At 70.7% G+C, this 25,005-nt stretch carries 24 protein-coding genes; 16 read left to right on the forward strand and 8 right to left on the reverse strand.

Going from position 1 to position 25,005, the window contains the following annotated elements; genetic code table 11:
- The first annotated feature begins 242 nt into the window (after positions 1–242).
- From AB5L52_RS29660 to AB5L52_RS29695, 8 genes are all read left to right on the forward strand, one after another.
- Positions 243–1,139, forward strand: coding sequence for a 5-dehydro-4-deoxyglucarate dehydratase (locus AB5L52_RS29660; RefSeq protein ID WP_351020965.1), 897 nt, complete (start codon positions 243–245; stop codon positions 1,137–1,139).
- The gene (locus tag AB5L52_RS29665) at positions 1,136–2,425 is read left to right on the forward strand and encodes a glucarate dehydratase family protein (RefSeq protein ID WP_369367160.1); all 1,290 of its coding nucleotides are present in this window, start codon (positions 1,136–1,138) and stop codon (positions 2,423–2,425) included. Before AB5L52_RS29660 ends, AB5L52_RS29665 begins: the two co-directional genes overlap by 4 nt.
- 93 nt (positions 2,426–2,518) lie before the next feature.
- The gene (locus AB5L52_RS29670) at positions 2,519–3,658 is read left to right on the forward strand and encodes a carbohydrate kinase family protein (RefSeq protein WP_369368997.1); all 1,140 of its coding nucleotides are present in this window, start codon (positions 2,519–2,521) and stop codon (positions 3,656–3,658) included.
- Between the two features lie 134 nt (positions 3,659–3,792).
- Positions 3,793–4,866, forward strand: a complete 1,074-nt coding sequence (locus tag AB5L52_RS29675; protein WP_351020407.1) for a PhoH family protein — start codon at positions 3,793–3,795, stop codon at positions 4,864–4,866.
- 15 nt (positions 4,867–4,881) lie between these two features.
- Positions 4,882–5,379, forward strand: coding sequence for an rRNA maturation RNase YbeY (ybeY, locus tag AB5L52_RS29680; RefSeq protein WP_351020409.1), 498 nt, complete (start codon positions 4,882–4,884; stop codon positions 5,377–5,379).
- A gap of 10 nt (positions 5,380–5,389) precedes the next feature.
- Positions 5,390–6,676 (forward strand): hemolysin family protein, encoded by a 1,287-nt coding sequence (locus AB5L52_RS29685; RefSeq protein ID WP_351020411.1) that lies wholly within the window; start codon positions 5,390–5,392, stop codon positions 6,674–6,676.
- Complete coding sequence (locus tag AB5L52_RS29690; RefSeq protein ID WP_351020413.1) at positions 6,673–7,032, forward strand: MmcQ/YjbR family DNA-binding protein; 360 nt, start codon at positions 6,673–6,675, stop codon at positions 7,030–7,032. Before AB5L52_RS29685 ends, AB5L52_RS29690 begins: the two co-directional genes overlap by 4 nt.
- 40 nt (positions 7,033–7,072) lie before the next feature.
- A complete protein-coding gene (locus AB5L52_RS29695) occupies positions 7,073–8,092 on the forward strand; it encodes a S66 peptidase family protein (protein ID WP_351020415.1) in 1,020 nt (339 codons plus the stop codon).
- Here AB5L52_RS29695 and AB5L52_RS29700 read toward each other — a convergent pair.
- Positions 8,077–9,507 (reverse strand): MFS transporter, encoded by a 1,431-nt coding sequence (locus tag AB5L52_RS29700; RefSeq protein ID WP_351020417.1) that lies wholly within the window; start codon positions 9,505–9,507, stop codon positions 8,077–8,079. The genes AB5L52_RS29695 and AB5L52_RS29700 overlap by 16 nt on opposite strands.
- A gap of 110 nt (positions 9,508–9,617) precedes the next feature.
- Here AB5L52_RS29700 and AB5L52_RS29705 point away from each other — a divergent pair, with 110 nt between their 5' ends.
- The 5 genes from AB5L52_RS29705 to AB5L52_RS29725 all read left to right on the forward strand — a co-directional run bounded on the left by AB5L52_RS29705 (position 9,618) and on the right by AB5L52_RS29725 (position 14,179).
- Entirely contained in the window at positions 9,618–10,478 is an 861-nt protein-coding gene (locus AB5L52_RS29705; RefSeq protein WP_369368998.1) for a helix-turn-helix transcriptional regulator, read from the forward strand.
- A gap of 28 nt (positions 10,479–10,506) precedes the next feature.
- Positions 10,507–10,860 (forward strand): cytidine deaminase, encoded by a 354-nt coding sequence (locus AB5L52_RS29710; protein ID WP_351020419.1) that lies wholly within the window; start codon positions 10,507–10,509, stop codon positions 10,858–10,860.
- A gap of 229 nt (positions 10,861–11,089) precedes the next feature.
- On the forward strand, positions 11,090–11,566 hold the full coding sequence (locus tag AB5L52_RS29715) for a hypothetical protein (protein ID WP_351020421.1): 477 nt from the start codon (positions 11,090–11,092) through the stop codon (positions 11,564–11,566).
- A gap of 173 nt (positions 11,567–11,739) precedes the next feature.
- Entirely contained in the window at positions 11,740–13,077 is a 1,338-nt protein-coding gene (locus tag AB5L52_RS29720; protein ID WP_369367161.1) for a beta-xylosidase, read from the forward strand.
- 70 nt (positions 13,078–13,147) lie between these two features.
- Positions 13,148–14,179 carry a DUF916 domain-containing protein gene (locus AB5L52_RS29725; RefSeq protein ID WP_369367162.1) on the forward strand — a complete coding sequence of 344 codons (1,032 nt, stop codon included), beginning with the start codon at positions 13,148–13,150 and terminating at the stop codon, positions 14,177–14,179.
- Here AB5L52_RS29725 and AB5L52_RS29730 read toward each other — a convergent pair.
- A complete protein-coding gene (locus AB5L52_RS29730; protein WP_351020427.1) occupies positions 14,073–14,411 on the reverse strand; it encodes a P-II family nitrogen regulator in 339 nt (112 codons plus the stop codon). The two genes, AB5L52_RS29725 and AB5L52_RS29730, sit on opposite strands and share 107 nt — an antisense overlap.
- Before the next feature lie 246 nt (positions 14,412–14,657).
- Between AB5L52_RS29730 and era the strand changes: the two genes are divergently transcribed.
- Together era and AB5L52_RS29740 are read left to right on the forward strand one after the other, a co-directional pair.
- Positions 14,658–15,611: a GTPase Era gene (era, locus tag AB5L52_RS29735; protein ID WP_351020429.1), complete on the forward strand. Its 954-nt coding sequence runs from the start codon at positions 14,658–14,660 to the stop codon at positions 15,609–15,611.
- A gap of 631 nt (positions 15,612–16,242) precedes the next feature.
- Positions 16,243–16,560 (forward strand): Imm51 family immunity protein, encoded by a 318-nt coding sequence (locus tag AB5L52_RS29740; protein ID WP_369362351.1) that lies wholly within the window; start codon positions 16,243–16,245, stop codon positions 16,558–16,560.
- 30 nt (positions 16,561–16,590) lie between these two features.
- Here the strand turns inward: AB5L52_RS29740 and AB5L52_RS29745 are convergent, their stop codons facing one another.
- From AB5L52_RS29745 to AB5L52_RS29770, 6 genes are all read right to left on the reverse strand, one after another.
- A complete protein-coding gene (locus tag AB5L52_RS29745; RefSeq protein ID WP_369362352.1) occupies positions 16,591–17,712 on the reverse strand; it encodes an IS630 family transposase in 1,122 nt (373 codons plus the stop codon).
- Positions 17,713–17,798: 86 nt separating this feature from the next.
- Positions 17,799–18,653 (reverse strand): helix-turn-helix transcriptional regulator, encoded by an 855-nt coding sequence (locus AB5L52_RS29750; protein ID WP_369367163.1) that lies wholly within the window; start codon positions 18,651–18,653, stop codon positions 17,799–17,801.
- Between the two features lie 169 nt (positions 18,654–18,822).
- Positions 18,823–20,082 (reverse strand): MFS transporter, encoded by a 1,260-nt coding sequence (locus AB5L52_RS29755; RefSeq protein WP_369367164.1) that lies wholly within the window; start codon positions 20,080–20,082, stop codon positions 18,823–18,825.
- Complete coding sequence (locus AB5L52_RS29760) at positions 20,079–21,404, reverse strand: GH1 family beta-glucosidase (RefSeq protein ID WP_369367165.1); 1,326 nt, start codon at positions 21,402–21,404, stop codon at positions 20,079–20,081. Before AB5L52_RS29760 ends, AB5L52_RS29755 begins: the two co-directional genes overlap by 4 nt.
- 58 nt (positions 21,405–21,462) lie before the next feature.
- Positions 21,463–21,729, reverse strand: a complete 267-nt coding sequence (locus AB5L52_RS29765; protein WP_369367166.1) for a protealysin inhibitor emfourin — start codon at positions 21,727–21,729, stop codon at positions 21,463–21,465.
- Between the two features lie 102 nt (positions 21,730–21,831).
- Complete coding sequence (locus AB5L52_RS29770) at positions 21,832–22,893, reverse strand: M4 family metallopeptidase (protein WP_369367167.1); 1,062 nt, start codon at positions 22,891–22,893, stop codon at positions 21,832–21,834.
- Between the two features lie 336 nt (positions 22,894–23,229).
- On the opposite strand from AB5L52_RS29770, the gene leuA reads away from it, so the two are divergent.
- The gene (gene leuA / locus AB5L52_RS29775) at positions 23,230–24,951 is read left to right on the forward strand and encodes a 2-isopropylmalate synthase (protein WP_351020441.1); all 1,722 of its coding nucleotides are present in this window, start codon (positions 23,230–23,232) and stop codon (positions 24,949–24,951) included.
- The last annotated feature ends 54 nt before the right edge of the window (positions 24,952–25,005 follow it).

Here is a 25,005-nt window from a genome sequence, read left to right on the forward strand (position 1 = left end):
AGAGAGGGGGAGGGGGCGACGACCGTCGACGGACAGGAACGCGCGAGCAAGTTGTATCAAGCAGGCGGTTTCCGGAAGAAGGGCGGGCGGTGCGATCTGTGTCACTTTTCGGTTTGCTGAGTGTGGGCCCGGGTAAAAGCGGCTATGTTCGTTCTCATATATAGACGTCATTCATAAGTGGAGATGATCAGGTGGCCGGCGATCCGAATCCCGAGGGTGTGGCGCGGCGGCTGCGGGAGGGGATGGCGCGCGGGGTGCTGTCCTTCCCGCTGACCGCGTTCCGTGACGACGGCTCGCTCGATCCCGAAGGGTTCCGCACCCATGTCGCAGGCAGGCTCGCCGCCGCGCCCGGCGCCGTCTTCCCGGCCTGCGGCACCGGGGAGTTCTTCTCGCTGGATGAGGAGGAGTACCGGACCGTCGTCAAGGCCACCGTCGAGGCGGCGGCCGGGAGAGTGCCGGTCGTGGCCGGGACCGGGTACGGCTGGGCGCAGGCCGCCCGGTTCGCACGCATCGCCGAGGAGGCCGGCGCCGACGCCCTGCTGGTGCTGCCGCACTACCTGGTCGACGCCCCGCAGGACGGCCTCGCCGCCCAGCTGGAGCGGCTCGCCGAGCGCACCCGGCTGCCGCTGATCGCCTACCAGCGCGGCCAAGTCACCTACGGCACCGATGTGTTGCGGCGCATCGCGCGCATCCCGAACGTCATCGGCGTCAAGGACGGGCACAGCGACCTCGACCGGCTCCAGCGCCTCACCCTCGCCGCCCCCGACGGCTTCCTCTTCTTCAACGGCGCCGCCACCGCCGAGATCCAGGCCCGCGCCTACGCCACCGTCGGCGTCCCCGCCTACTCCTCCGCCGTGCACGCCTTCGCCCCTGAGATCGCCGGTGCCTTCTTCGCCGCGCTCCGGGACGGGCAGCAGGAGACGGTCGACGCACTGCTGCGGGAGTTCTACGTCCCGTTCGTCGAAATCCGCGACCGCGCGCCCGGATATGCCGTATCCCTGGTCAAGGCGGCCGCCCGGCTGCGCGGACAGCGCGTCGGACCCGTGCGCGCCCCGCTCACCGACCCCGCACCCGCCGACCTCGCCGACCTCAAGGCCCTGCTCACCGCCGGACTCGACCTCGTAGGAGCCGCCCTGTGACCCGTGATCTGACCATCGCCGAGGTGCGGCTGACGCCGATCCTGGTCGCCGACCCGCCGCTGCTCAACACCCAGGGGGTGCACCAGCCGTACACCCCCCGGCTGATCGTGGAGATCGTCACCGCCGACGGGATCACCGGGCTCGGCGAGACCTACGGCGACACCAAGTACCTGGAACTGGCCCGCCCGCTCGCCGCACGGCTCACCGGACGGTCGGTCATGGATGTGAATGGACTGTTCGCGATCGACCTCGGTGTCGACGCGTCGCGGGTCCAGGGAGCGGTGGACGCCGGCGGGCTGCGCGGCGTGCAGAGCGCCGACAAACTGCGGCTGTCCGTGCTGTCCGCCTTCGAGGTCGCCTGCCTGGACGCCCAGGGCAAGGCGCTCGGACTGCCCGTGCACGCCCTGCTCGGGGGCAAGCTGCGGGACGCCGTCGAGTACAGCGCCTACCTGTTCTACAAGCCGGCCGGGCACCCGGCGGGCGTGGCGGCCGAGCCCGACGACTGGGGCGCCGCGCTCGATCCGGCCGGGATCGTGGCACAGGCCCGGGAGCTGCAGCGTCGGCACGGTTTCGGCTCGTTCAAGCTCAAGGGCGGTGTCTTCCCGCCCGACGAGGAGATCGCCGCCGTACGGGCCCTCGCCGAGGCCTTCCCCGGACACCCGCTGCGCCTCGACCCCAACGGCGCCTGGTCGGTCGAGACGTCCCTGAAAGTGGCGAAGGAACTCGGCGACGTCCTGGAGTACCTGGAGGACCCGACGCTCGGGACGCCCGCGATGGCCGAGGTGGCCGCCGGGACCGACGTCCCGCTCGCCACCAACATGTGCGTGACCACCTTCGGGGAGATCAAGGAGGCGTTCACGAAGGACGCCGTTCAAGTGGTCCTCTCCGACCACCACTACTGGGGCGGGCTGCGCAACACCCGGGAACTCGCCGCGATCTGCGCCGCGTTCGGGGTCGGGATCTCGATGCACTCCAACACCCACCTCGGGATCAGCCTCGCCGCGATGACCCAGGTCGCGGCCACCGTCCCCGGACTGCACCACGCCTGCGACTCGCACTACCCCTGGCAGTCCGAGGACGTCCTCACCGAACGGCCCGGGTTCACCGAGGGACGCGTCGCGGTGCCGGACGAGCCCGGCCTCGGCGTCGAGCTGGACCGGGACGAGCTGGCCCGCCTGCACCGGCGCTGGGTCGAGGACGACGGCGCGCTGCGCGACCGCGACGACGCGGCGGCGATGCGGCTGGCCGAACCGGGCTGGCGGCAACCGGTGATGCCCCGCTGGTAAGCATCTGTTAACCCGCTGCACGGCACGCCGAGTGGTGCACACTGGCCAGATCCGCACCACGCCAGGGAGCGCACCGTGACCCCGTCGCACACGATCACCGGAGAGGAACCGGAACACCTCACCAGGGCCGCGCGCTGTCAGGCCCAGGTCGATCCGCTCGCGGCGCTGCGCGGGCCCGGTGACCCGCCCTGGGACGTCTGTCTGACGGGCACGGTCTTCCTCGACATCATCTTCACCGGCCTGGACTCGGCGCCCGTACGCGGCACCGAGTCCTGGGCCCGGGGCATGGGCTCCAGCCCCGGCGGGGTCGCCAACATGGCCACGGCCCTGGCCCGGCTCGGTCTGAAGACCTCCCTCGCGGCGGCCTTCGGGGACGACCACTACGGCGACTACTGCTGGGACGCGCTCGAACGCGGCGAGGGCATCGATCTGTCGGCGTCACGGACCGTGCCCGGCTGGCACTCGCCGGTGACCGTGTCCATGGCGTACGAGGGCGAGCGGACGATGGTGTCGCACGGGCACGAGCCGCCGCCCGAGGCCGCGTTCCTCCAGCAGCGGGCCCGGGACCGGGCGCCCCGCGCACGGGCGGCCGTGGCCTCGCTGACGCCCGGTACCCGCGAGCCGTGGATCGCCGAGGCCGCGCGGGAGGGGACCCGGATCTTCGCCGACGTCGGCTGGGACGACACCGGGGCGTGGGATCTCGCCGGGCTCGCCGACCTGGAGCACTGCGAGGCGTTCCTGCCGAACGCCGAGGAGGCGAAGCGGTACACCGGGGCCGAGTGCCCGCGGATCGCCGCGCACGCCCTGACCGAGCATGTGCCGGTGGCGGTCGTGACGCTCGGGTCGGAGGGGGCGTACGCGGTGGACCGGCGTACGGGGGAGGCGGCGGAGGTGCCGGCGATCGCCGTGGAGGCGCTGGATCCCACGGGAGCCGGGGACGTGTTCGTCGCCGGGTTCGTGACGGGGTCCCTGGCGGGGTGGCCGCTGGCGGACCGGCTGGCCTTCGCGGGGCTTACGGCGGCCCTGTCGGTGCAGGAGTTCGGGGGGTCGTTGTCGGCGCCGGGGTGGTCGGAGATCGGGGCGTGGTGGCGGCAGGTGCAGGCCCTTCCCGGGCAGGATCAGGCGGCGTTGCGGAGGTACGAGTTCCTCGAGGGGCTGGTGCCCGAGGAACTGGACCGGCCCTGGCCGTTGCGGCGGGCGGTACCGACGATCGGATTCCGCCGCTCCAGCTGACGTACCCGGCGGAGAAGTCCCCCTCTGAAAAGCCCTACGGGCTTGTCTGTGCACCGTCGTACCCTGGAATCGCGAGGCCGCCCTCAGCCAGGCGGCCGTGACGAGGAGGAAGCGCAGGCCTTCAGAGCCGGCCCATGACACAGACACCCACAGCTCACACCACCCCCGCGCAGGAGCAGGCGAGAGCGCAGTTCACCGTCCCCGCCCAGCACCCCATGGTGACCGTGCTGGGTTCCGGCGACTCCCTCCTGCGTGTGATCGAGAGGGCCTTCCCGGCGGCCGACATCCACGTCCGGGGCAATGAGATCAGCGCGGTCGGCGACTCCAACGATGTCGCCCTCATTGCGCGCGTGTTCGACGAGATGATGCTGGTGCTCCGCACCGGGCAGCCGATGACGGAGGACGCAGTGGAACGCTCGATCGCCATGCTCAAGGCGAGCGAGAACGGGACGAGCGATGGCCCGGAGACCCCGGCTCAGGTGCTGACGCAGAACATCCTGTCCTCGCGGGGCCGCACGATCCGCCCGAAGACCCTCAACCAGAAGCGGTACGTCGACGCGATCGACAAGCACACGATCGTCTTCGGCATCGGCCCCGCCGGTACCGGCAAGACCTACCTGGCCATGGCCAAGGCCGTCCAGGCCCTGCAGTCCAAGCAGGTCAACCGGATCATCCTCACCCGCCCCGCGGTCGAGGCCGGCGAGCGGCTGGGCTTCCTGCCCGGCACGCTCTACGAGAAGATCGACCCCTACCTGCGCCCGCTGTACGACGCGCTGCACGACATGCTCGACCCGGACTCCATCCCGCGGCTGATGGCGGCGGGGACCATCGAGGTGGCGCCGCTGGCGTATATGAGGGGTCGCACGCTCAATGACGCCTTCATCATCCTGGACGAGGCCCAGAACACCAGCCCCGAGCAGATGAAGATGTTCCTCACCCGCCTCGGCTTCGACTCGAAGATCGTCATCACCGGTGACGTGACCCAGGTCGACCTGCCGAACGGCACCAAGTCCGGTCTGCGGCAGGTGCAGGAGATCCTGGAGGGCCTGGAGGACGTCCACTTCTCCCGGCTGTCGTCCCACGATGTCGTACGGCACAAGCTGGTGGGCCGTATCGTCGACGCGTACGAGCAGTACGACACCAAGCACGGCACCGAGAACGGCACCCACAAGGGCGGCCGGGGCCGGTCCGGGCACAAGGGGAAGTAGAGACACGGCACCACCATGTCGATCGACGTCAACAACGAATCCGGCACCGAGGTAGACGAGCAGGCGATCCTCGACATCGCCCGCTACGCGCTCGCGCGGATGCGCATCCACCCGCTCTCCGAGCTCTCGGTGATCGTCGTGGACGCCGACGCCATGGAGCAGCTGCACATCCAGTGGATGGACCTGCCCGGGCCGACCGATGTCATGTCGTTCCCGATGGACGAGCTGCGGCCGCCCGGCAAGGACGACGACGAGCCGCCGCAGGGGCTGCTCGGCGACATCGTGCTGTGCCCGGAGGTCGCCGCCAAGCAGGGGGCGGAAGCCCCGACGCAGCACTCCATGGACGAAGAGCTTCAGCTGCTCACCGTCCATGGGGTGCTGCACCTGCTCGGCTACGACCACGAGGAGCCCGACGAGAAGGCCGAGATGTTCGGGCTCCAGGCCGCCATCGTCGACGGGTGGCGGGGAGAGCACGGGCTGACCGGGCCGTCGCCGGCGCCCACCGTCTCGTAGCGCGGCCGCGATGTCTGCGCAGATCGTGACCGGCGCGATCGCGCTGGTCGTCGTCGCCTGGCTGGCCGCCTGCGCGGAGGCGGGCCTCGCGCGCGTCTCCAGCTTCCGTGCCGAGGAGGCCGTCAAGTCCGGCCGGCGCGGCAGCGCCAAGCTCGCCCAGATCGCCGCCGACCCCACCCGCTATCTGAACGTGGCCCTGCTGGTCCGCGTCGCCTGCGAGATGGCGGCCGCGGCCCTGGTGACGTACGCCTGCCTGCAGGAGTTCACCGCCACCTGGGAGGCCCTGCTGGTCGCCATCGGGGTCATGGTGCTCGTGTCGTACGTCGCCGTCGGTGTGTCCCCGCGCACCATCGGCCGCCAGCACCCGCTGAACACGGCGACGGTGGCGGCGTACGTACTCCTGCCCCTCGCCCGGGTGATGGGCCCGATCCCGTCGCTGCTGATCCTCATCGGTAACGCGCTCACGCCCGGCAAGGGCTTCCGGCGGGGCCCGTTCGCCTCCGAGGCCGAGCTGCGCGCGCTGGTCGACCTGGCCGAGAAGGAGTCGCTGATCGAGGACGAGGAGCGCCGCATGGTGCACTCGGTCTTCGAGCTGGGCGACACGCTCGTGCGCGAGGTGATGGTCCCGCGCACCGACCTGGTGGTCATCGAGCGGTACAAGACCATTCGCCAGGCGCTGACGCTGGCCCTGCGCTCGGGCTTCTCCCGGATCCCGGTCACCGGCGAGAGCGAGGACGACATCGTCGGGATCGTGTATCTGAAGGACCTGGTCCGCAAGACGCACATCAGCCGGGACGCCGAGAGCGACCTGGCCTCCACCGCCATGCGGCCGGCGGTCTTCGTACCGGACACCAAGAACGCCGGTGACCTGCTGCGCGAGATGCAGAAGGAACGCAATCACGTCGCCGTCGTCATCGACGAGTACGGCGGCACGGCCGGCATCGTCACGATCGAGGACATCCTGGAGGAGATCGTCGGCGAGATCACCGACGAGTACGACCGGGAACTCCCGCCCGTGGAGGACCTCGGTGACGACCGCTACCGGGTCACCGCCCGCCTCGACATCACCGACCTCGGCGAGCTGTACGGCCTGGACGAGTACGACGACGAGGACGTGGAGACCGTCGGCGGACTGCTCGCCAAGGCCCTCGGCCGTGTCCCCATCGCGGGCGCGTCGGCCGAGGTCGAACTGCCCGACGAACGCCGGCTGAAGCTGACCGCGGAGGCCGCGGCCGGACGCCGGAACAAGATCGTGACGGTGCTGGTCGAACCCGCCGGGGAGGAGAAACCCGAGTGACACCTCAGGAGTTGCGCGCCTTCTGCCTGTCCTTCAACGCGGCCGTGGAGGACTTCCCGTTCAATCCGGAGACGTCGGTGTTCAAGGTGCTGGGCAAGATGTTCGCCCTGACCAACCTGGGCGCCCGGCCCCTGACGATCAACCTCAAGTGCGACCCCGAGGACGCCGTCAGACTGCGGGGCGAGCACGAGGGACTGATCCTCCCCGGGTATCACATGAACAAGCGGCACTGGAACACGGTGACCGTCGACGGCGGGCTGCCCGAGCGTCTGCTGAAAGAGCTGATCGAGGACTCGTACGACCTGGTCGTCGCGGGTCTGCCGAGAGCGGAGCGGCTGCGGCTGGACCGGCCGTAAACCCGTTGCCGGGGCGGGCGGCACGGGGTCGGATGTCCCCATGACCATCAGATATCCGCGCCCCTTGCGCCCCGGTGACCGTGTCGGTGTGACCTCTCCGTCCAGCGGAGTCGCCAAGGACCTCAGGGGGCGGCTCGATGTCGCGGTCCGGGAGATCGAGGCGCGCGGGTACGAGGCGGTCGTCGGCCGGTGCATGGATGGCTCGACGCATGTGAGCGCGCCGGCCGCCGAGCGCGCCGCCGAACTGACCGCGCTGCTGACCGACCCGGCCATCCGGGCCGTGGTGCCTCCATGGGGCGGGGAGACCGCCATCGATCTGCTGCCCCTGCTCGACTTCGAGGCGATCGGGCGGGCCGAGCCGACCTGGGTGGTCGGCTACTCGGACATGTCGACGATCATCACGCCGCTGACCCTGCTCACCGGGGTCGCGACCGTGCACGGCAACAACCTGATGGACACCCCGTACCGGATGCCCGAGGGCCTCACGTCCTGGCTGGACATCGTGGCCGGGCGGCAGGGGGAGCCGTTCACGCAGACGCCGCCCGGGCGTTACCGGTCCGGGGGCTACGACGACTGGCAGCGCCACCCGGAGGTGCGGGACCTCACCCTGGACGCCGAGGGCACCTGGACCCGGCTCGACGCCACCGGTGACGTGGACGTCGAGGGCCGGCTGATCGGCGGCTGCATTGAGACCCTCGCCAACGTCGCGGGGACGCCGTACCTGAACACCTCGTCCTTCGCCGCCGGTGAGCCGCTGCTCGTCTATGTCGAGGCATGCGAGGACAACGCGTTCACCATCTGCCGCCACCTGCACGGCATGCGGCTCGCCGGGTTCTTCGACCGCGCCGCCGCCGTCCTCGTCGGCCGGACCCACGCCCCCAACAGCCGTACTCTCACTCAGCACGAGGCCGTGCTCGACGCGCTCGGCGGGCTCGGGGTGCCGATCGTCGCCGATGTCGAGTGCGGGCATGTCGCACCCTTCCTCCCGCTGGTCAACGGCGCGCGCGGCCGTGTGGTGCACGCGGCCGCGCGGAGCGAGATCGTTCAGATCCTGGACTGACGCCGGCGCAGGCCCAGGCCGACCAGGACGGCGGCGGCCAGGACCACGCCCGCGTCCAGGGCGAGGACCGTGTGGACGCCGCTCAGCAGGTCGTGGGACGTGGTGGCCAGCACGCCCAGCAGCGGGATGCCGACCGTGATGCCGACCTGCTGGGTGGAGGTCACCAGACCGGTGGCCAGGCCCTGCTCCTCGTTCGGGACGCCGGAGGTGACGGTCAGGCCGTACGAGATGATCGCGCCCAGGTGGAACATGCTGGCCAGGGACACGGCCGCCGTGGCGAGCCAGACCGACCAGCTGTGCGAGTCCAGCAGGAGCAGGGCCGCGATCAGCGCGCCCTGGCCGGTCAGCGAGCCGACCAGGGTGCGGCGGGCGCCGAAGCGGCCGATCACCTTCGGGGCGAGCGAGCCGGCGACCGCCGACAGCACACCCTGGACGCCGAAGACCAGGCCCGTCTGGAACGCGGACAGGTGCAGGATCTCCTGCAGGTACAGGGTCAGGACGAAGATCACCGTCGACATCATCGAGAAGGTGACCAGACCGCCCACATTGCCCCAGGCCACCGTGCGGCGGCGCAGCATGGGCAGCGAGACCAGGGGCGCCTGGGTGCGGGATTCGACCACCGTGAACACGGCCAGCAGGAGCAGTCCGGCGACCAGGGTGACGACGACGTCCGCGCGGCCGAAGCCGCGGTCGGCGGCCGTGGACAGGGCGTAGATCAGGGAGAGCAGTCCCGTGGTGACGGTGATCGCGCCGGGCAGGTCCAGGCGCGGGCGGTCCGGGGTGCGGGACTCCGGCAGCAGTCCGGGGGCGAGCGGCAGCACGATCAGCGCGGACAGGGTGAGCAGGGCCATCGTGGAGCGCCAGCCGAGCGCGTCGGTCAGCATCCCGCCCGCGACCATGCCGACCGTGTAGCCCAGCGACATCACCGTGCCGGCGATGCCGAGGGCGCGGTCGCGGGCCGGGCCCTCCGGGAAGGTGGTGGTCAGCAGGGACATGGCGGTCGGCACGATCGCCGCCGCGCCCAGGCCCTGCAGGGCCCGCCCGGCGAGGAAGGACGCCGGGTCCCAGGCCAGGGTCGCAAGCAGCGAGGCCGCGCCGAACAGGGCCAGGCCGGTCAGGAACAGCTTCCGGCGGCCGTACAGGTCGCCGATGCGGCCGAAGAGCAGCAGGAAACCGCCGGACGGGAGCGCGAACGCGGTGACCGCCCACTGCAGGGCCGAGCGGCTCATGCCGAGGTCGGTGCCGAGTTCGGGCAGGGCCACGTTCAGGACGGAGAAGTCCAGCGCGACCATGAACTGGGCCGCGCACAGGACGAACAGGACGAGCTTGTCACGCGTCGACAGCCGGGGCGGTCGGGGGGTGTCGAGCGGTGCGCCCGTGGTGGGGGCAGTCTGGGTGGTGGTGTCGATCGCCATGTCCTGAGCTTCGGGCGTGCGGAATACCCGTGGGGAGTCGGAACTTATGGTGGTGGTGGGACCACCAGACACGACGGGGGAGGAGAGGGTACGTGCCTGCAGCGGGGGCGATGAAGAGTGAACGGCGCAATGAGCTGCGCGAGTTCCTGATGAGCCGGCGGGCCCGGGTCAGCCCGGAGGAGGCCGGACTGCCCGTCGGCGGCGGCCGGCGCCGTACGCCCGGACTGCGCCGGGAGGAGGTCGCCGTGCTCGCCGGTGTGGGCGCCTCCTGGTACCAGTGGCTGGAGCAGGGGCGGGAGATCTCCGTGTCCCCGTCGGTGCTCGACGCCGTCGCCCGCGTGCTGCGGCTGAGCGACGCCGAGCGCCGGCATCTGTATGTGCTGGCCGAGATGAACCCGCCGGCTCCCGAAGTGGCGCCGGAGAAGCGGGACATGTGCGACGGGCTGCGGCGGCTGATCGACACCTGGATGCCGTATCCGGCGCACATCATGGACCTGTACTACAACTGCGTGATGTACAACGACGCGGCCGCGATCGTGCTCGGCATGCGGCCGGACATCACGCAGAACTGCCTGATCGACTTCTTCGTCGATCCCCTGTACCGCTCGCGCAGCCACAGCTGGGAGCGGAACGCGCGCACGGTCGTGGCGCAGTTCCGGGCCGCGTGTGCGGCGCGGCCCGACGACGAGGGGTTCCAGGAGGTGCTCGCCGAGGTGTCCGAGCGCAGCCCCGAGTTCCTTCAGCTGTGGGCCGAGCGCGACATCGAGGACCAGGGGCAGATCCGCAAGGAACTGGAGCATCCGCTGGTCGGGCTGCTGGTGGTGGAGTCGACGGCGATGAAGGTGCCGGCCCGGCCCGATCTGATGATCGTGCTGCACACTCCGCTGGAGGAAGCGAACACCGCGGCGAAGCTGGAATGGCTGGCGTCCCCGGAGGGCCGGCGGGGCGCGATGTACCCCGTGGCGGGGTGAACGGGGCCGGGCTTCGTATGCTCGGGGCATGACCGAGAGCAACGCGCTTGATCCTGAGGACCGCAAGATCGTGACCCTGGCCCGTTCGGTGCGGGCCCGTAACGGTGTGCCGGAGGGGGCGGCCGTACGGGACGAGACCGGGCGGACGTATGCCGCCGGGTCGGTGGAGCTGGCCTCGCTGCGGCTGAGCGCGCTGCGGACGGCCGTGGCCATGGCCGTGGCGTCGGGGGCGAAGTCCCTGGAGGCGGCGGCGGTGGTGAGTGAGGCGGAGGTCCTGCCTGACGAGGACCGGGCTGCTGTTGCCGACCTCGGCGGTGCGCAGACGCCGGTGCTGCTGGCCGGCCCTGACGGCGTGGTGCGGCTCACCGTTTCCGCGGGCTGAGCCGGCGCGTGTGCCGGTACCTCGTCGAGCGGGTACCGGCCGAACGGCAGGTCGGCCGGAATTCAACCTTGTTGATTTCTTCCTCCTGCGCATCAATGAAGCCGTACGTTCCGACGGGCCGTCAGATCCGCACCGCCGACGCAGCGTGTTCGCATCCGCCTGCTCGGGCCTCCTCGCCCGCCGGTGTCCCCCCACACGGCACTCCCCCAGGGAAGGGAAGCGGATCTCCATGAGAGGCAAGCGCACGGCAATGGGCGCGGCTCTGGCCGCCGGGGCCCTCGCGGTCACCGGACTCGCCCTCGCACCCTCCGCGGTCGCCGTCACCCCACAGTCGGCGACCATCACCGCGAGCTGCGGCGCCTTCGGCGGCGGTACGGCCACACTCACCGCCACCCAGAGCGGCACCTCGGCCACCATCACCCTCAGCTCCTCCGCGATCAGCGCGCCGGTCGCGGTGGCCCAGGACTCCATCTCCTCCACCCTCACGATGGCCAAGGCCGGCGGCGGCTCCGTCGTCTTCAGCGGGACGAAGAACCCCGCCATGAAGTCCGGCGACCCGGTCAGCGTCGGCCCTCTCCCCGGCACCGTCGCCTCCGGTGACAGCCTCGACGCCAATGGCGGCTCGCTGAAGATGGTGATCTTCGGGGTCACCGTGAACTGCACCGCGAACGGCCCGCAGTCGCCCGGCCCCTTCGTCTTCGACTGACGGAACTGAGCGATCTGTTCCGGTTCCGGCCGGAAGTCCCCTGGATGCCGCGGAAACTGATGATCCGTCAGGTTTCCGCGGCATCTCCATTGACTTCTCACCCCCGCTCCACCTCAATGCCCCCTGTCGGCGCAGATGAGCCGCTGCGCCCGCAACCCTCAGGAGGGGGCCCCATGGGTTCGACACCCCCAAGATCACGAAGATCCCGACGGTGGCGCTGGAGCGCACTGTTCGGGGCGACCGCGCTCGCGGTCACCGCGGGCGGCGCGCTGGCCTTCCCGGCCGGTGCCGCCGGCACGAACGTCGACTTCGCCACGCACTGCATCCCGCCCGCCGTGGCGGGCCTGCCGCCGATCGACGGCACCACGACCGCCAACGTCTCGGTGGACAACGTGAGCCCCAAGGTCGGCGACACCGTCACCGTGACCTACACCGTGGTCACCGCCGCCGCCAGCAACCCCACCGACCTGGCCCTGCCGGCCGACATCATGACCCCGACCGGAAAGGTCACCCTCGGCGGCGCGCAGACGGGGGACGTGACCGTCGCGGGGCCCAAGAAGAACCCGCCGGTGCCGGGGAAGGCCGCCTTCCCGTCGTTCTCGATGACCGGCACGTTCACCGTCACCAAGCCCGGCCGGATCACCCTCTCGCCCGGCGACTACAACATCCACACCAGCTACATCCTGGAGCTGGACACCCCCTGCACGGTCACCACCCCGCCCGCCCCGGTGTCGCAGACCGTCACCGCGACCGACGGGACTCCGGCCAACACCCGGGCCATCTCGCTGAGTTCGGCCTCCGGTGATCCGGGTGCGAGCGTCACCGTCAGCGGTACGAACTTCACGCCGGGCGCCACCGTCACGCTGGCCGGGCGGGCCGGGGGCAACCAGACCGCCGACACCGCCACGGCCACGGCCGACGCGCAGGGAGCCTTCAGCGGCTCCCTCGTCGTCAAGGACAAGACGACCACCGGGGTCGTGGCGTACGAGGGCGGTTCCTGGAGCGCGGACAAGGGCGCCGGACCCGCCGCCTACGTCGTCAACGACAACTCACCCGTCCCGCCCGGCAGCCAGAAGCTGACGACCACCGTCAAGGCGGGCACGCTGTCCCTGTCCCAGGCCGCGGACTCCGTCGCGCTGTCGGCGGTCGACTTCGGCAAGGGCGGGGCCTCCACCGGCGCGCTGCGGACCGTCACCGTCAAGGACTTCCGTGGCGGACCGGCCGGCTGGTCGCTCACCGGCAAGGTCACCGACTTCAGCGGCCCCGGCGCCAAGATCGACGCGGGCAGGCTCAGCTGGACCCCCGCCTGTGCGACCAAACCCGGCAGCCCCAGCACCTGCAAGGCCGGCTCGGCGGGCACCCTGGGCGCCACGGGCGCGACCCTCGCACAGACCCCCGACGGCACGCTCACCGGCGGTGAGTTCACCGTCGACGCCGGACTCTCCCTGGACGTACCGGCGTTCACGCCTCCGGGCGCGTACTCCGGTGTCCTCACACTGACGCTCACCTGAGCGCGGGGCGTCCGCACCCGCCCGTCCCCCTGTCTCCCGTCATGTCTCCCGCCCGTGGGGGTCCGCACCCATGCGCAAGCCGTACGTCCTCCTCCTCGGCCTCCTCGTCCTTCTCCTCGGCCTGTTCCCCGGCCTCACTGCCGCACCCGCCCACGCCGCCGACAACGGCGGCTGGTCCGTCTACCCGGTCGCCTCGAAGGTCGCCGCGCGGCCCTACTTCTACCTCTCGGCCGACCCCGGCCAGACCCTCACCGACCAGGTCGCGGTCCAGAACAAGACCGGCGGGCCGCTCACCTTCCGCCTCTACGCGGCCGACGCCTACAACACCGCCCGCGACGGCGGGTTCGCCGTCCGCACGCTGAACGAGCGGATGAGCGGAGTCGGCGCCTGGGCGAAGCCCGCGAGCCCCCGGATCAGCGTCCCGGCCCACAGGACCGTCACCGTGCCGTTCACACTCCACGTCCCGGAAGGGGCCGAGCCCGGGGATCATCCCGGTGCCATCGTCGCCCTGGACGAGCACGTCGATCCCGGCAGCGGGCGGCTCGCGCTCGGGGTGCGGCGGGCCGTCGGCGCCCGCGTCTATCTCCGGGTCGGCGGGCCCACGCTGCCCGCGCTCTCCGTCGGGCAGGTGCACATCAGCCACCACCAGCCCCTGATCCCGGGCCTCGGCGCCGGCACGGCCACCGTCTCCTACACCCTGCACAACACCGGGAACGTCACCCTCGACCCGAAGGTGGAGCTGAGGGTGCGCGGGCTGTTCGGCCGTACGCTGCTCGACCGCGAGCTGACCCGGGTGCCCTCCGAGCTGCTGCCGGGGCAGCGGGTCCGGCTCACCGAGACCTGGCGCGGGGCGCCCCAACTCGACCGGGGCGAGGTGACGTTGACCGCGAGCGCGCCCGGCACCCGGCAGTCGGCGAGCGCCGCCTTCCTCGCGCTGCCGTGGCTCGTCGTGGCGCTGGTGTGCGTGGCCGGCGTGGCGGCCGGGGCGCTGCTGGTCAGAGCGCGTCGGCGCCGCGCTCGCCGGTCCGCACGCGTACGACCGTCTCCACGGGTACGGCCCACACCTTCCCGTCCCCGATCTTCCCCGTCCGCGCGGCACTGACGATCGCGTCGATCACGGCGTCGGCGTCCGCGTCCTCCACCACGACCTCGATCCGCACCTTCGGCACCAGATCGACCCGGTACTCGGCCCCCCGGTACACCTCGGTGTGACCGCGCTGCCGGCCGTAGCCGCTCGCCTCGGTCACGGTCAGACCGTGCACGCCCAGCTCCTGCAGGGCCGTCTTGACCGCGTCGAGGCGGTACGGCTTGACGATGGCGGTGATGAGCTTCATGCCTGCGTGTCGACCTTCTGCGTGCCGGCCGGGGGAGGACGGAGGGGGGATGACGGAGGGGGAGACCGGGGCGCCGTGGCCCAGATCGCCGCGATCGTATGCCGTCCCGGCGCGCACCGTAAGGTCCGGGCCGGTGTGCTCCTCCTCGCCGGCCAGGGGGCAGCGATTCCGTGACGTTTCGTCGTCCGAGCGTCACCGAAACCTCACGGTGCGGTCGGGCCTCGTGGATCAGGGACAATGAACGGCATGAGCGTTCGTACCCCGTCATCCGAAGAGCCGGCCGAGACCGTCCACCGCGCCGGCTTCGCCTGCTTCGTGGGCCGCCCCAACGCGGGCAAGTCCACCCTCACGAACGCTCTGGTCGGGCAGAAGGTGGCGATCACCGCGAACCAGCCGCAGACGACGCGGCACACGGTGCGCGGGATCGTGCACCGGCCCGACGCCCAGCTGATCCTCGTGGACACCCCCGGGCTCCACAAGCCGCGCACGCTGCTCGGCGAGCGGCTCAACGACGTCGTACGCACCACGTGGGCCGAGGTCGACGTGATCGGCTTCTGCCTGCCCGCGAACGAGAAGATCGGGCCCGGTGACCGCTTCATCGCGAAGGAGCTGGCGGGGATCAAGAAGTCCCCGAAGGTCGCGATCGTCACCAAGACCGACCTGGTCGACTCCAAGGCCCTCGCCGCGCAGCTGATCGCGATCGACCAGCTGGGCAAGGAGCTGGGCATCGAGTGGGCGGAGATCGTCCCGGTGTCGGCGGCGGGGTCCAAGCAGGTGGATCTGCTGGCCGACCTGCTGATCCCGCTCCTCCCCGAGGGCCCGGCCCTCTACCCCGAGGGCGACCTCACGGACGAGCCCGAGCAGGTCATGATCGCGGAACTCATCCGCGAGGCGGCCCTGGAGGGCGTCCGCGACGAGCTGCCGCACTCCATCGCCGTGGTGGTGGAGGAGATGCTCCCCCGGGAGGACCGCCCGGCCGACCGTCCCCTGCTGGACATCCACGCCAACGTCTACATCGAGCGCCCCAGCCAGAAGGGCATCATCATCGGCCCCAAGGGCAAGCGCCTGAAGGAGGTCGGCATCAAGTCCCGCAAGCAGATCGAGGCACTGCTGGGCACGCCGGTCTTCCTCGACCTGCATGTGAAGGTGGCCAAGGACTGGCAGCGTGACCCCAAGCAGCTTCGTAAGCTGGGCTTCTAGTTCTTTCCTGCTGGTCCGCCCGTCCGTCTTGGTCGGCTGAGAGATGCTTTCACGGGGGGGGTTTCGTCCCGGACCTCGGTCTGTGGTGGCTGCTTTGGCGTGTGTCTGGGGGAGGTCGGCATCGGGTCTCGTAAGCAGATCGAGGCGCTGCTGGGGACGCCGGCCGCGCGGCGGTAGCCGCATGTCGATGCAGCCTCGACCTGCATGTGAAGGTGGCCAAGGACTGGCAGCGTGACCCCAAGCAGCTTCGTAAGCTGGGCTTCTAGTTCTTTCCTGCTGGTCCGCCCGTCCGTCTTGGTCGGCTGAGAGATGCTTTCACGGGGGGTTTCGCCCCGGACCTCGGTCTGTGGTGGCTGCTTTGGCGTGTGTCTGGGGGAGGTCGGCATCAGGTCTCGTAAGCAGATCGAGGCGCTGCTGGGGACGCCGGCCGCGCGGCGGTAGCCGCATGTCGATGCAGCCTCGACCTGCATGTGAAGGTGGCCAAGGACGGGCAGCGTGACCCCAAGCAGCTGCGGAAACTCGGTTTCTAGTGCCGTGACCGCAAAGGTTCACCGGGGTCAGGAGCGGCGAGGGAGCGGACTGCGCTGGAGCGGATCCGGCCGCCCGAGCTGGCCGTGAGAAGATCGCGGCCGTGACCATCCAGCTTCATGACTTCGACGGCGAACACTCGCTGACGTTGGACGTCGGTGGCCTGGCTGCTGACGCGGCAGTAGCCGATGCAGGTCACGAGCCGAACGGGTACTTCTGGGAAGGTCTCGTGCGGTTTGCCTGGCCGGACATTGCCAAGCGCCTCGACTTCGACAGCGAGGCCGGCATGTTCTGCGCGGTCGGGACTCCGAGTGACCTCGCGCGACTCAAGACGGCCGTTGAGTCAGTCATCACGAGCACCGACGCGGTCCGCGACATCATCGCCCAGGCGGAGACTTCGGGCTTCGAGTTCGACGACTAGCAACTCCACCGGACAGGGACACCGGTTCGCTCAGGCTGCTGTGGCAAGTGGGCGTCCGCCCCAGCGGATTCCTTTCTCGCTGCGGATTCGGGCGCGTTCACGTCGTTGGGCGGCCAGCACGTCCGGGTGGCGTGTGTTGGTGTTACGCCAGCGCAGGTAGACGTGCAGGGCGCGGGTCTGGACGGTGTGGTTGCGGTGGTTCGAGTTAGCGATCGTGAACTGCCGAAGGGGCCCGAAGTGGGCCTCGATGGGGTTGGCCCAGGACGCGTAGGTAGGGGTGAAGCACAGCTCGACGCGGTTCTTCTTGGCCCAGCGTCGGATGGTTTCGCCCTTGTGGGCGGACAGGTTGTCCAGGATGACGTAGATCGGGGCGCCGTCCGGGCGGGCCGCGCGGATCGAGCGGAGCGCGGCCAGCGTGTTCGCGGCGCCCTTCCTGCGTCGGTTGACGCCCCAGAGGGTGTCGTCGCCGACCGAGTAGCAACCGTGGAAGTACCGCACGCCGTGGGTGCGGTGGTAGGTCGCGGGGTGCCGCTCGGGGTGACCGGCCCGGGCCCAGCCGGAGCCCATGGTGGGGCGGATGCCGAGCGGCCCGAACTCGTCGAACGCGAAGACCCGGTCGGGGAAACGGTCCAGGACCTCTTCGAGGCGGTCGAGCTTGGTGTCGCGGTCGGGGTCGGGTGATTCCTTCCATGTCTTGGTGCGCTGGAAGGTGATGCCGCGGCGGGCGAGCAGGCACCGTAACGCCTCGCGGCTGATCCGGATCACGCGGCCGTGGACTTTGCGCAGGTAGGCAGCGAGTTTGCGGATGGACCAGCGGGTGAAGGGCTGGCCGAGTTTGGTCGGGCGGATGGTGGCCGTCTGGACGACGAAGTCCTCGTCGTCAGGACTGAGCAGGCGGGGACGGCCTCCCGCCCACCGAGGGTCCAGAGCGGCCAGGCCGACCTCGTTGAACCGGTGGATCACGTCGCGAACGGTGTCCTCATCAGCCTGTACCAGCTGAGCGATCACCGGGACCCGGTTCCCGCCGGCCGAGGCCAGCAGCATCATCGCCCGACGGAACCGCACCGAACTGGTGCTGCCCCGGCGCACGATCTGCTGCAGCTTCTGCCCCTCCTGGTCGGTCAACCTGCGCACACGGACAGGCTCTGCCACCACACCCCCAGCAGTCGGATCAACGGACGCCACCGCACATCCAACCGCCCGCAGCACCAATCCGGCGAACCATCCCGGTCAAAGCACTAGCCGACGGCTCCCTGCGGGGTCATGTCCTGCAGGCCCACCACCCTGAGCAGCTGGAGTCGCTCGTGCGACTCCGTGCCGGGGCGGGCCGTGTGCAGGACCAGGTGGTGGCGCCGGTCGTCGCTCAGCAGGACCTCGCAGTCCAGCTCCAGCAGGCCCACCACCGGGTGCCGGAACCGCTTCGTCGAGCTGCGCCGCACCGCCACCTCGTGCTCGTCCCACAGGCGGGCGAACTCCTCGCTCGCGGCGCGGAGTTCGGCCACGAGGGCGGCCGGCTCGGGGTCGTCGGGCCGGGCGGCGGCTACAGCGCGCAGATTCGCCACGTGCCGACGGGCGTGGTCCGGCCCGTCCTCCGGCGGGAACACGGCGCGTCCCGCCGGGTCCAGGAAGAACCGGCGGACCAGGTTGCGCTCCCGGGGCGGGCGGCTCAGCACGTCTCCGGTCATCGCCCGCGACAGCGCGTTCTGCGCCAGCACCTCGCCGCAGTCCGACAGCACCATCGCGGGCGCGTCGTGCAGCCGGTCCAGGACCAGCAGCAGCCCGGGGCGGACATGCGGGGAGGCGGTCTCCCGGCGGGGCGGCTCCTCGCCCGTCAGATGGAAGAGGTGGTCCCGTTCGTCGCCGGTCAGGCGCAGCGCGCGGGCCAGTGCCGTGAGCATCTGGCGGGACGGGCGCGGGCCCCGGCACTGTTCCAGCCGGGTGTAGTAATCGACGGACATACCGGCGAGGGAAGCCACCTCCTCGCGCCGCAGACCGGGGGTACGGCGGCGGGCGCCGGGGGTGAGGCCCACGTCGGACGGGTCGAGGCGGGCCCGGCCGCGGCGCAGGAAGTCGGCGAGTTCGGTCCGGTTCACCCCTCCAGCCTGCGGCAGCCCGCCCGGCTTATCCAGGCACTGCCGATCCCCTGATCGGGAGGTCTCTCCCGGTCTCCGGTCCCCTCGACCGAAGCTGAAGCTGACAGCACTGATCGACAACCAACCGATCGAGGGCCGACTGATCGACGACCGATCGATCGACGGCTGACTAGTCCACGCCCCTGATCCGGCCCACCAGCACCGCCCCCGCCACCCCGATCACCGCCGCCACCAGGTACAGCACCCGGTAGCCGCCCAGGTACCTGACGATCGGCGCGGCGAGGGCCGGGGCCGCGACCTGGGGCAGGGCGTTGGCCACGTTGATCACGCCGAGGTCCTTGCCGCGGTCCAGTGCCGTCGGCAGGACGTCCGTCATCAGCGCGAAGTCGACCGAGGTGAACACGCCGAAGCCGACCCCGAGGACCGCCGACGCGACGATCGCGCCCGGCCAGGTCTGCCAGCCGGCCAGCGCCGCCGTCGCCACCGCCATCAGCAGCCCGGACCAGACGACGAACGGCTTGCGCCGGCCCACCCGGTCCGACCACACCCCGCCCACCACGACGGTCGCCATCAACGTCAGGCTGCTGACGGCCGTCAGGATCAATACGCCCTGGCCGGGGTCGGCGTAGTGCAGGCGGTCGCGGAGGTAGTACAGCAAGTACAGCAGCACCAGCGCATTGCTGAGGTTGATCAGGAACCGGGTCAGCCACGCCCAGCCCAGGTCCGGGTGGCGGCGCGGGCTCAGCCAGAACCCGGCCAGAAACGCCCGCCAGGACCAGGCCGGCCGGTCCTCCTTCGCGAGCCGGACATCCTCGTGGCGCAGGACGTACGGCAGCACACCCGCCACCGTGCACACCGCGCACGCCGCATACCCGGCGCCGATCCCGCCCGCCGCGGTCGCGAGGCCCGTGCCGCCGACCACGCCCAGGATCTGCGCGGCTCCCAGCCAGCCGCCCACCGCGCCCCGCTGGAGCCTCGGTACCCGGTCCGGCACGGCCGCCGTCACTGCCGCGAACGCCGCGTTCAGGGTGAGTTGCACCAGGCACCAGCCCGCCGCCATCGACCACACCCCGCCCGCCCGGGCGAGCAGCAGCAGGGACAGCGCGCCGCCGGCCGTTCCGGCCACGATCCACGGGGTACGGCGGCCCCGACGGGCCGTCGTCCGGTCGGACAGGGCACCGAAGACGGGGTTGGCGAGCAGCGAGACCACCGCGCCGGCGCCGGTCACCCAGGCCAGCACGGTCTCCTTGGACATCCCGGTGCCGGGCGCGAAGTCCCCGGCCTGGGAGGCGAGCAGGATCTGCAGCGGCCCGAACCAGCCCACCCAGATCGCCCCGTTGGCCAGCGAGAGCAGCGCCGTCCAGCCCCGGCCGACCCGTTCGGCCGGCTCGGCGAGGGCGGCGGCGGACGGACCGCCGACCGTGGTCATCCCTGGGCCCGGAGCACGTCCCGGAACCAGTGATAGGAGGCCTTCGGGGTGCGCTCCAGCGTCGCGTAGTCCACGTGCACCAGACCGAAGCGGCGCGCCTGGCCCTCGGCCCACTCGAAGTTGTCCAGCAGGGACCACACGAAGTAGCCGCGCACCTCCACGCCGGCTTCCAGGGCGGTGTGCAGGGCGCGGATGTGCGCGTCCAGGTAGGCGATGCGGTCCTGGTCGTCGACGCCCTCGTACGAGCAGCCGTTCTCGGTGATCACGAGCGGCGGGAGCCGGTCGCCGTAGCGGTCACGGAAACCGGTCAGCAGCTCGGTGAGGCCCTCCGGGACGACCGGCCAGCCGAAGTCGGTCGTCGGGCGGCCCTCGATCTCCCGCACCGAGAAGGGGAGTACGGCGGGCAGGGCCAGACCGCCGTACTCGCTGTCCGTGCCGCCGGGCGCGCCCACCTTCGTCGGCGCGTAGTAGTTGATGCCGTACCAGTCGAGGGGCTCGGCGATGACCTTGAGGTCGGCCGCCACGTCGCCGGGCATCAACTCGCCCATTCCCTCCGGATATTCGCCGAGGACGATCGGCTCGGCGAAGAGGCGGTTGAGGAGGATGTCGTAGAAGCCGGCCGCTTCCCGGTCCGCCGGTTCGGCGGAGGCGGGCCAGGTGGGGCCGTGGGAGTTGGCGATGCCGATGTCGCCCGCCCCGGCCGCGCGCAGGGCGCGTACCGCCAGACCGTGGGCGAGGAGCTGGTGGTGGGCGACCGGGAGCGCGTCGAAGAGGAGCTGCTTGCCGGGGGCGTGCGCGCCGAGCGCGTGCCCCAGCAGCGTGTGTTCCGCGGGCTCGTTGAGGGTGATCCACTTGGTGACGCGGTCGCCGAGCCGCTCCGCCACCACGGAGACGTACTCGGCGAACCGGTCCGCTGTGTCCCGCTCCAGCCAGTCCAGCGAGGCGGGCAGGTCCCAGTGGAAGAGGGTGGGCACCGGCCGTACGCCCGCCGCGCACAGCTCGTCCACCAGGCGGTCGTAGAAGTCCAGGCCGCCGGGGGAGTTCACCCGGGGCCAGGAGACCGAGAAGCGGTACGCGTCCACGCCGAGACCCGCGAGCAGGGCCACGTCCTCGCGATAGCGGTGGTAGTGGTCGCAGGCCACCGCCGCCGTCGAACCGTCCTTCACCCGCCCCGGCTCGGCCGTGAACACGTCCCACACGGAGGGCTCGCGCTCCCCGGCCGCCCCCTCGATCTGGTGGGCCGAGGTCGACACACCCCACAGGAAGCCGTCCGGGAAGCGGGGGAGCGGGGCGGATGGGGGATCGCCTGCGTCAGTCGCCATGGCCGGGATCATCCTTACCCTCGGTAAGGGAAGTCAATGCCTCGGCGGCAACCGGTTGCTACGCGCCTTCCTTCAGCACCCGTGACACCAACTCCCGTTGTTCCTCGGTGAGTCGGGGATCGGCCGCGTACACCGTGCGGCCGTCCACGGTGATCTCGTACCGGAAGCCGTCCGGGACGCCGGCCGACGGGGTGTCCTGGCCGGACGCGAGGACGCGTTCGGCCAGGACCTGCCATGCGGGGGCGTCGGGCCGGCCCGAGGTGTCCACCTCGGCCCGGCGCTCGATGCCCGCGAAGCCGCCCGTGCGCCGTACCTGAATACGCATGGGTCCCTGTCTAGTACGGATGGTGCGGAATGTCGTGCGGAATGCCGTGTGGAATGCCGTGTGGAATGCCGTGCGGAATGCCGTGCGGAATGGCGTGCGGAATCAGGAAGTCGGCACCTTCACCTGCGACCAGGCGTCGCGGACGGCCTTCGCTTCCTTGCCCTCGCCGTAGAGGGACGTGGCCGCGGCGGCCGTGAGCCGGGCGAAGGCCGCGAAGTCCGCGTCGGACGGCAGCTCGCCGCCGGTGAGCACGTCGTACCAGATCTGCCCGGCCTTCTCCCAGGAGTGGCCGCCGATCGCCGTGGCGACCAGGTAGAAGGCGTGGTTGGGGATACCGGAGTTGATGTGCACGCCGCCGTTGTCCTGGCTGGTGTGGACGTAGTGGTCCATGCTCGCCGGCTGCGGGTCCTTGCCCAGGTTCGGGTCGTCGTACGCCGTGCCCGGGGCCTTCATCGAGCGCAGCGCGGTGCCGTGGACGCTCGGGGCGAGGAGCCCCGCGCCGATCAGCCAGTCGGCCTGGTCGGCGGTCTGGCCGAGGGCGTACTGCTTGATCACCGAGCCGAAGACGTCCGAGACCGACTCGTTGAGGGCGCCGGACTGGCCGTAGTACTCCAGGTTCGCGGTGTACTGGGTGACGCCGTGGGTCAGTTCGTGGCCGATCACGTCGACGGGGATGGTGAAGTCGAGGAACGTGGTGCCGTCGCCGTCGCCGAACACCATCTGCTCGCCGTTCCAGAAGGCGTTGTCGTAGTGCTCGCCGTAGTGCACGGTCGCGTTCAGCGGCAGGCCCGCGCCGTCGATGGAGTGCCGGCCGTAGGCGTTCAGGTACAGCTCGAAGGTGGCGCCGAGGCCCGCGTGCGCGCGGTTCACGGTCGCGTCCTTGGCGGGCTCGTCGTTCTCGCCGTGCACCTTCTGGCCCGGCAGGGTCTCCTGGTGCCCGGCGTCGTAGATGGTGCGGTTCGGGTGGTCGGAGGGGGTGCCGGTGGGCGCGGCGGTGGTGCGGACGGAGGTGATCCGGCGATGGGTGCGGTGGGCGGCGTCCCGCTCCAGGGTGCGCTGCGCGCGCTCCGCGATGGCGGGGTCGTCGTGCCGGGCCAGCTGGTCCAGGAGATGGGGCGGCACGATCGTGCAGAAGACGGGCTCGAAGCCCCCGTTGGTCGTCATGTCCCGCACCATCGCATTGTGTGATGTCGATGTCACTAGCTGCCACCATGATTGGTGAAATACCGGGACAGGAACCGCGACGCTCCGTGACGATGTGGTACGGCGCACTTTTTGTCCCTTTTGTAATGCCGGTCCCGCATACTGGACCGCGGTCCCGCGTCCGGGGCGGCTCGGCTAGGCTGCTGCGCATCATGCGTTTCGGGCTGCTTCTCCTTAGCTGCCGCGGCGAGGGCCTGTAGTCGAGGCCGACTCCCTCCCCGCGGAGCTTTGGCGTTGCGTCGTCGGCCGTCCATCCGGACATCCGGATATCCGGACACCCTGAGGAGCCCACGCACCATGGCGAACCGCCAGCAGCCCAGCAGCATGCCGATCCACAAGTACGGCCGCTACGAGCAGGTCGACATCCCGGACCGCACCTGGCCCCAGAAGCGCATCACCGCCGCCCCCCGCTGGCTCTCCACCGACCTGCGCGACGGCAACCAGGCCCTGATCGACCCCATGTCGCCCGAGCGCAAGCGCCGGATGTTCGACCAGCTGGTCAAGATGGGCTACAAGGAGATCGAGGTCGGCTTCCCCGCCTCCGGCCAGACCGACTTCGACTTCGTGCGCTCGATCATCGAGGAAGAGGGCGCGATCCCGGACGACGTCACGATCTCCGTGCTGACCCAGGCCCGCGAGGACCTGATCGAGCGGACCGTGGAGTCCCTGAAGGGCGCCAAGCGCGCCACCGTGCACCTCTACAACGCCACCGCGCCCGTCTTCCGCCGCGTGGTCTTCCGCGGCTCCAAGGACGACATCAAGCAGATCGCCGTCGACGGCACCCGCCTGGTGATGGAGTACGCCGAGAAACTGCTGGGCCCCGAGACCGAGTTCGGCTACCAGTACAGCCCCGAGATCTTCACCGACACCGAGCTGGACTTCGCGCTGGAGGTCTGCGAGGCGGTGATGGACGTCTACCAGCCGGGCCCCGGCCGCGAGATCATCCTCAACCTGCCCGCCACGGTGGAGCGTTCGACCCCCTCCACGCACGCGGACCGCTTCGAGTGGATGCACCGCAACCTGTCCCGCCGCGAGCACGTCTGCCTGTCCGTCCACCCGCACAACGACCGCGGTACGGCGGTGGCGGCGGCCGAGCTGGCCCTGATGGCCGGCGCCGACCGCGTCGAGGGCTGCCTGTTCGGACAGGGCGAGCGCACCGGCAACGTCGACCTGGTCACCCTGGGCATGAACCTGTTCTCCCAGGGCGTCGACCCGCAGATCGACTTCTCCGACATCGACGAGATCCGTCGTACGTGGGAGTACTGCAACCAGATGGAGGTCCACCCGCGCCACCCCTACGTGGGCGACCTGGTCTACACGTCCTTCTCCGGCTCCCACCAGGACGCCATCAAGAAGGGCTTCGACGCCATGGAGGCCGACGCGGCGGCTCGCGGGGTCACGGTCGACGACATCGAGTGGGCGGTGCCGTACCTGCCGATCGACCCGAAGGACGTCGGCCGCTCCTACGAGGCCGTCATCCGCGTCAACTCGCAGTCCGGCAAGGGCGGTATCTCCTACGTCCTGAAGAACGACCACAAGCTGGACCTGCCGCGCCGGATGCAGATCGAGTTCTCGAAGCTCATCCAGGCCAAGACGGACGCCGAGGGCGGCGAGATCACGCCGAAGGAGATCTGGGCGGTCTTCCAGGACGAGTACCTGCCGAACCCGGGCAACCCGTGGGGCCGTATCCAGGTCAGGACGGGCCAGTCGACGACGGACACGGACGGCGTCGACACCCTGACGGTCGAGGCCACGGTGGACGGCGAGGACACGGTCCTGACCGGCTCCGGCAACGGTCCGATCTCGGCCTTCTTCGACGCCCTGGAGTCCATCGGCATCGACGTACGCCTGTTGGACTACCAGGAGCACACGATGAGCGAGGGTGCCTCCGCGCAGGCCGCCTCCTACATCGAATGCGCGATCGACGGCAAGATCCTGTGGGGGATCGGCATCGACGCGAACACGACGCGTGCGTCGCTGAAGGCGGTCGTCTCCGCGGTGAACCGCGCGGCCCGCTGACCGCTCTGACCGGGAGTTTCGGGGCCCCGACCGCTGTATACGGCGGCCGGGGCC

The sequence above is a fragment of the Streptomyces sp. CG4 genome (genome assembly GCF_041080655.1).
Lineage (GTDB): Bacteria > Actinomycetota > Actinomycetes > Streptomycetales > Streptomycetaceae > Streptomyces.